Source organism: Pseudomonas sp. Sample_10 (assembly GCF_004321495.1).
Lineage (GTDB): Bacteria > Pseudomonadota > Gammaproteobacteria > Pseudomonadales > Pseudomonadaceae > Aquipseudomonas.
This window is the reverse complement of the sequence record NZ_RCOE01000121.1, coordinates 62,150-68,774: the sequence shown is the minus strand read 5'-3', so window position 1 is coordinate 68,774 and position 6,625 is coordinate 62,150. Positions and strand designations below refer to the sequence as shown.

The following is a 6,625-nucleotide window of genomic DNA, read 5'->3' as shown; positions in this document are numbered from 1 at the left end:
CCGCCGGCCGTTTCGATGCGTTCTGGGAGTCGGGCCTGTCCGAGTGGGACATGGCGGCAGGCGCCCTGCTGATTCAGGAAGCAGGCGGCCTGGTGAGCGACTTCACCGGTGGTCACGACTTCCTTGAAAAAGGCCACGTCGTTGCCGGTAACACCAAATGCTTCAAGGCAGTTTTGACGGCCATCCAGCCGCACCTGCCCGCCTCGCTGAAGCGCTAAGCTTCCCGCGACAGAAAAAGCACCCTTCGGGGTGCTTTTTTTATGCCTGGAATTCATCCCTCAAAAACACCACAACCCTCTGTAGGAGCGAGCCTGCTCGCGATGGTCGTCAACGATAACGCGGGAATTCTGGATAAACGCGGCGTCCTTGGGTTTTTCGCGAGCAGGCTCGCTCCTACAGGGGATTGCGGTGCTGCATAAATCCCGGGCACAAAAAAGCACCCCGCAGGGTGCTTCTTTTTTAACCGACCTCAGCGCTTCACTGAGCCGCCTGATTCTCCGACAAGACCAACTTGCCCTCTTTATCCACAGGGATCTGGTTGCCTGGATCGCGATCCATGCGCACCTTGCCTTCCTTGCCGTCCAGCGAATAACGCACGTCGTAACCCACAACCTTGTCGCTGATGTCATTCACCGTATTACAACGGGTTTGGGTCGTGGTGTAGGTGTCACGCTCCTGCATGCCCTCCTGAACCTTGTTACCGGCATAACCACCACCGACCGCGCCCGCAACCGTGGCAATCTTCTTGCCAGTGCCGCCGCCGATCTGGTTACCCAGCAAACCGCCTGCCAGCGCACCTACCACTGTACCGGCGATCTGGTGTTGATCTTTCACCGGCGCTTGCCGGGTGACCGTGACGTCCTTGCACACTTCACGTGGAGTCTTGATTTGAGTCTTCACCGGCTCAACAGCGAGTACTTGCGCGTACTCAGGACCGTTATCTTTAACCAGGCTGTAGGTGGCCACAGCACCCCCGGCAGTCACACCGACAGCACCCAATACCGCACCAACCAGCATCGACTTGTTCACATGAACCTCCTGACCATCACCCGCGGAACATGTCCGCGCTTCTCCCAGCCTTGGAGCATAAAAAAAGGCGCGAGTTCAACTCGCGCCTTTTTCGGCTGACAGCTGGAAACGATGGCCGTTATGGACGGTCGTCGACTTCCTTCTCGGTATTCGCCGGAGGAATCAGGTCTTCAGTGCTCAGGTTCAGCCAGATCAGCACCACGTTGGCGATGTAGATCGACGAGTAGGTACCCGCCAGCACACCGATGAACAGGGCAATGGAGAAGCCGAACAGGTTGTCGCCACCGAAGAACAGCAATGCTGCGATCGCCAGCAAGGTGGAGATCGACGTCGCCATGGTCCGCAGCAGGGTTTGCGTGGTCGAGATGTTGATGTTCTCGATCAGGTTGGCCTTGCGCAGGACCCGGAAGTTCTCACGAACCCGGTCGAATACCACGATGGTGTCGTTGAGCGAGTAACCGATGATCGCCAATACCGCCGCCAGCACCGTCAGGTCGAAGGTGATCTGGAAGAACGACAGGATACCGATGGTCACGATCACGTCGTGGATCAGCGAAACGATTGCACCGACCGCAAACTTCCACTGAAAGCGGAAAGCCAGGTAGATCAGGATGCCGCCCAGCGCCATCAGCATGCCAAGGCCGCCCTGGTCGCGCAGCTCTTCACCCACCTGGGGGCCGACGAACTCGACACGCTTGACCGTTGCCGGGTTCTCGCCACCGACCTTCTGCAAGGCCTCGGCGACCTGGTGCCCCAGTTGCGGGTCTTCGCCAGGCATACGCACCAGCAGATCGGTGGTCGCACCGAAGTTTTGCACGATGGCTTCGTGATAGCCGGCAGTCACCAGCTGTTCACGCACCTTGGTGACGTCGGCCGGACGCTCGTAGGTCAGCTCGATGAGCGTACCGCCGGTGAAGTCCAGACCCCAGTTCATGCCCTTGGTGGCGACGCTGAACAAGGCCAGCACGGTAAGGAACAATGTGACGCCGAACGCGAAGTTGCGAACGCCCATGAAGTTGATTGTACGTAACATGGCAGCCCCTTAAATCCACAACTTCTTGAAGTCACGACCGCCGAAGATCAGGTTGACCATCGCGCGGGTCACCATGATGGCCGTGAACATCGAGGTAAAGATCCCGAGGGACATGGTCACTGCGAAGCCCTTGACCGGGCCGGTGCCCATGGCAAAGAGGATGCCGCCGACCAACAGGGTTGTCAGGTTGGCGTCGAGAATCGCAGTAAATGCCCGGCCGAAGCCTTCGTTGATTGCACGCTGCACGGTCATGCCGGCGGCGATCTCTTCACGAATCCGCGAGAAGATCAGCACGTTGGCGTCGACCGCCATACCCATGGTCAACACGATACCGGCGATACCCGGCAGGGTCAGCGTTGCACCCAGCAGCGACATCAAGGCCAGCAGCATCACCATGTTCACCGCCAGCGCGACGGTGGCGATGATGCCGAAGAAGCGGTAGATGGCGATGATGAACAGCGAGACGAACAGCATGCCCCACAGCGACGCATCGATACCCTTGGTGATGTTGTCCGCACCCAGGCTCGGGCCGATGGTGCGCTCTTCAGCGAAGTACATCGGCGCCGCCAGACCACCGGCACGCAACAGCAGCGCCAGTTCGGACGACTCGCCCTGGCCGTTCAGGCCGGTGATACGGAATTGCGCACCCAGCGGCGACTGAATGGTCGCCAGGCTGATGATCTTTTTCTCTTCCTTGAAGGTCTGCACCGGCACGTCTTTCTCGACGCCGTTCACCACTTGCTTGGTGTAAGTGGTCACAGGACGCTGCTCGATGAAGATCACCGCCATGCTGCGACCGACGTTCGAACGGGTCGCACGGCTCATCAGCTCGCCGCCGTGGCCGTCCAGACGAATATTCACTTCCGGAGTGCCATGCTCGCCAAAGCCAGCCTTGGCATCGGTTACCTGGTCACCGGTGATGATCAGGCCACGCTCGATCAGTGCCGCTGGACGATTGCCTTCACGGAACTCAAAGGATTCGGAAGTGGCTTTCGAAGCACCCGGCTCGGCCGCCAGACGGAACTCGAGGTTGGCCGTCTTGCCGAGGATACGCTTGGCTTCTGCGGTGTCCTGCACGCCCGGCAGCTCAACCACGATACGGTTGGCGCCCTGACGCTGAACGATCGGTTCGGCAACACCCAGCTCGTTGACGCGGTTACGTACCGTGGTCAAGTTCTGCTTGATGGAGTATTCGCGGATTTCCGCCAGCTTGGCCGGGGTCATCGCCAGACGCAGCACCGGTTGGCCATTGAGGTCGGCCGGAACAATGTCGAAATCGTTGAAGTTCTTGCGAATGATCGAACGGGCCTGCTCGCGGGTCGCTTCATCACTGAAGCCCAGCTGAATGGCACCATCGAGTTGCGGCAGGCTGCGATAGCGCAGTTTCTCTTTACGCAACAGGCTCTTGACGTCGCCTTCGTAGACTTTCAGGCGTGCGTCGAGGGCTTTGTCCATGTCCACTTCCAGCAGGAAGTGCACACCACCGGACAAGTCCAGACCCAGCTTCATCGGGTGCGCGGCGAGGTTGCGCAGCCATTGCGGGGTGGTTTGTGCCAGGTTCAGCGCGACGACGTAGTCATCACCCAATGCCTTGCGCACGACGTCCTTGGCTGGCAACTGATCCTCAGCCTTGGTCAGGCGAATCAGCCCGCCCTTGCCGCCGGCAGCCAGCGTGGCAGCCTTGACGTTGATCCCGGATTCCTTGAGCGCAGCGCTCACACGGTCCAGATCAGCCTGATTGACCTGCAGTGCTGTGCTGGCACCGCTGACCTGAATGGCCGGGTCATCAGGATAAAGATTGGGAGCGGAATAAATCAGACCGATCGCCAGCACCGCCAGGATCAGAATGTATTTCCACAGAGGGTATTTGTTCAGCATCACGCCGCCCGTTATGAACGCGGGGCGCCTTGCGCGCCCCGTCGATTGAGTAGAAGTTGTTGCTCTTAGATCGCTTTCAGCGTGCCTTTTGGCAGCGTGGCGGCGATGGCGCCTTTCTGGAATTTCATTTCGACGGTGTCGGAAACTTCCAGAACCACGAAATCATCAGCCACTTTGGTGATCTTGCCGGCGATACCACCAGTGGTCACGACTTCGTCGCCTTTCTGCAGGCTGCTCAGCAGGTTTTTCTGCTCTTTGGCGCGCTTGGCCTGTGGACGCCAGATCATCAGGTAGAAGATGACCAGGAAGCCGACCAGGAAAATCCACTCGAAACCGCCGCCCATTGGGGCTGCCGCAGGTGCAGCAGCGTCAGCCATGGCATTAGAGATAAAAAAGCTCATTTAGCACTCCAGTTGCAAATGTTGAATCTTGGGGTCAGAAAACTCAGTCCAAAGGCGGAACAGGTAACCCGCGTTTGGCGTAGAAGGCATCGACAAAGGCGGCCAATGTACCCTGTTGAATAGCCTCGCGCAAACCAGCCATGAGCACCTGATAATGGCGCAAGTTATGGATGGTATTGAGCATGCTGCCGAGCATTTCGCCGCACTTGTCCAGGTGATGCAGATAAGCGCGCGAGAAGTTCTGGCAGGTGTAGCAATCGCAGGTCGGATCCAGCGGCGATTCATCATGGCGATGGAACGCGTTACGGATCTTCAGCACACCGGTATCGATGAACAGATGCCCATTGCGGGCATTACGGGTTGGCATCACGCAATCGAACATGTCCACACCGCGGCGCACACCCTCAACCAAGTCTTCGGGTTTGCCAACGCCCATAAGGTAACGAGGTTTGTCAGCCGGCATCATGCCCGGCAGATAATCCAGCACCTTGATCATTTCGTGCTTCGGTTCGCCCACCGACAGACCGCCGATGGCCAGGCCATCGAAGCCGATCTTGTCGAGGCCTTCCAGGGAGCGCATGCGCAAATCCTGGTGCATGCCGCCCTGAACGATACCGAACAGCGCCGCCGTGTTGTCGCCGTGGGCGTTTTTCGAGCGCTGAGCCCAACGCAATGACAATTCCATGGAAATACGGGCGACGTCTTCGTCAGCCGGGTACGGCGTGCATTCGTCGAAAATCATCACGATGTCGGAGCCCAGGTCGCGCTGGACCTGCATCGACTCTTCCGGGCCCATGAACACCTTGGCGCCGTCGACCGGGGAAGCGAAGGTCACGCCCTCCTCCTTGATCTTGCGCATGGCACCCAGGCTGAACACCTGGAAACCACCGGAGTCGGTCAGGATCGGGCCTTTCCACTGCATGAAATCGTGCAGGTCGCCGTGCTTCTTGATCACTTCCGTGCCCGGGCGCAGCCACAGGTGGAAGGTGTTGCCCAGAATGATCTCGGCACCGGTCGCCTCGATATCCCGTGGCAGCATGCCCTTGACCGTGCCATACGTGCCCACCGGCATGAAAGCCGGGGTCTCGACGGTACCGCGCGGGAAGGTCAGGCGACCACGACGAGCCTTGCCATCAGTGGCCAGCAGCTCGAAAGACATACGACAGGTGCGACTCATACTGTTTCCTCTGGGCCCGATTCTTTAGGGGCAGTCGGCGCAGGATTACGCGTGATGAACATCGCATCACCGTAGCTGAAAAAGCGGTACCCATTGTCGACAGCAGCCTTGTAGGCGGCCATGGTCTCGGGATAACCGGCGAACGCCGAAACCAGCATCAACAGCGTGGATTCGGGCAAATGGAAGTTGGTGACCAAGGCATCGACCACATGAAACGGCCGGCCAGGGTAAATGAAAATATCTGTATCGCCGCTGAACGGCTTGAGCACGCCATCGCGCGCCGCACTTTCCAGCGAGCGCACGCTGGTGGTCCCCACCGCCACCACGCGACCGCCGCGAGCACGGCAAGCCGCAACGGCATCCACCACGTCCTGACCGACTTCCAGCCATTCGCTGTGCATGTGGTGGTCTTCGATCTTTTCCACGCGCACCGGCTGGAACGTACCCGCGCCAACGTGCAAGGTCACGAACGCCGTCTCGACGCCCTTGGCGGCAATCGCCTCCATCAGCACCTGATCGAAATGCAGCCCCGCCGTCGGCGCCGCCACCGCGCCCAGACGCTCGGCGTAGACGGTCTGGTAACGCTCGCGGTCGGCGCCTTCATCCGGGCGGTCTATATAAGGAGGCAACGGCATGTGCCCGACACGGTCGAGCAGCGGCAACACTTCTTCGGCAAAGCCCAGCTCGAACAACGCATCGTGCCGCGCCAGCATCTCGGCCTCGCCACCGCCGTCGATCAGGATCTTCGAGCCTGGCTTGGGCGACTTGCTGGAACGCACATGGGCCAGCACGCGATGACTGTCGAGCACCCGCTCCACCAGTATTTCCAGCTTGCCGCCGGAAGCCTTCTGGCCAAACAGCCGCGCCGGAATCACCCGGGTATTGTTGAACACCATCAAATCGCCGGGGCGCAAATGTTCCAGCAAATCAGTGAATTGACGGTGTGCCAGGGCGCCGCTGACCCCATCCAGGGTCAACAGGCGACTACCGCGACGCTCGGCCAAAGGATGGCGGGCGATCAGCGAATCAGGGAGCTCGAAAGTAAAGTCAGCAACGCGCATGATGGGGTTCGTCTAGCAGGGCCGGGAAGTCTAGCGGAAATATCAA

The 6,625-nt window shown here is 59.5% G+C and carries 6 protein-coding genes and 1 pseudogene; 1 reads left to right on the top strand and 6 read right to left on the bottom strand.

The window, feature by feature from the left end; all coding sequences use genetic code 11:
• A pseudogene (gene suhB / locus D8U18_RS12150) lies at window positions 1-218 on the top strand (inositol-phosphate phosphatase); the annotation flags it as partial.
• A 259-nt stretch (window positions 219-477) separates the two neighbouring features.
• On the opposite strand, the gene D8U18_RS12145 reads toward suhB, so the two are convergent.
• The 6 genes from D8U18_RS12145 to queA form a co-directional block, all read right to left on the bottom strand.
• A complete protein-coding gene (locus tag D8U18_RS12145; protein WP_056855159.1) occupies window positions 478-1,029 on the bottom strand; it encodes a glycine zipper 2TM domain-containing protein in 552 nt (183 codons plus the stop codon).
• 118 nt (window positions 1,030-1,147) lie between these two features.
• A complete protein-coding gene (gene secF, locus D8U18_RS12140) occupies window positions 1,148-2,062 on the bottom strand; it encodes a protein translocase subunit SecF (RefSeq protein ID WP_056855158.1) in 915 nt (304 codons plus the stop codon).
• A 9-nt stretch (window positions 2,063-2,071) separates the two neighbouring features.
• A complete protein-coding gene (gene secD, locus D8U18_RS12135) occupies window positions 2,072-3,940 on the bottom strand; it encodes a protein translocase subunit SecD (protein WP_131107702.1) in 1,869 nt (622 codons plus the stop codon).
• A 65-nt stretch (window positions 3,941-4,005) separates the two neighbouring features.
• Entirely contained in the window at window positions 4,006-4,341 is a 336-nt protein-coding gene (gene yajC, locus D8U18_RS12130) for a preprotein translocase subunit YajC (RefSeq protein WP_007956696.1), read from the bottom strand.
• A 43-nt stretch (window positions 4,342-4,384) separates the two neighbouring features.
• Complete coding sequence (tgt, locus tag D8U18_RS12125; protein ID WP_177435015.1) at window positions 4,385-5,500, bottom strand: tRNA guanosine(34) transglycosylase Tgt; 1,116 nt, start codon at window positions 5,498-5,500, stop codon at window positions 4,385-4,387.
• Window positions 5,501-5,514: 14 nt separating this feature from the next.
• Entirely contained in the window at window positions 5,515-6,579 is a 1,065-nt protein-coding gene (gene queA, locus D8U18_RS12120; protein WP_131107700.1) for a tRNA preQ1(34) S-adenosylmethionine ribosyltransferase-isomerase QueA, read from the bottom strand.
• Window positions 6,580-6,625 lie beyond the last annotated feature (46 nt).

What these genes read in the sequence shown, in the direction of transcription:
- secF (WP_056855158.1), bottom strand. Translation starts at nt 2,062, where the DNA reads ATGTTACGTACAATCAACTTCATGGGCGTTCGCAACTTCGCGTTCGGC.
- secD (WP_131107702.1), bottom strand. Translation starts at nt 3,940, where the DNA reads ATGCTGAACAAATACCCTCTGTGGAAATACATTCTGATCCTGGCGGTG.
- yajC (WP_007956696.1), bottom strand. Translation starts at nt 4,341, where the DNA reads ATGAGCTTTTTTATCTCTAATGCCATGGCTGACGCTGCTGCACCTGCG.
- tgt (WP_177435015.1), bottom strand. Translation starts at nt 5,500, where the DNA reads ATGTCTTTCGAGCTGCTGGCCACTGATGGCAAGGCTCGTCGTGGTCGC.
- queA (WP_131107700.1), bottom strand. Translation starts at nt 6,579, where the DNA reads ATGCGCGTTGCTGACTTTACTTTCGAGCTCCCTGATTCGCTGATCGCC.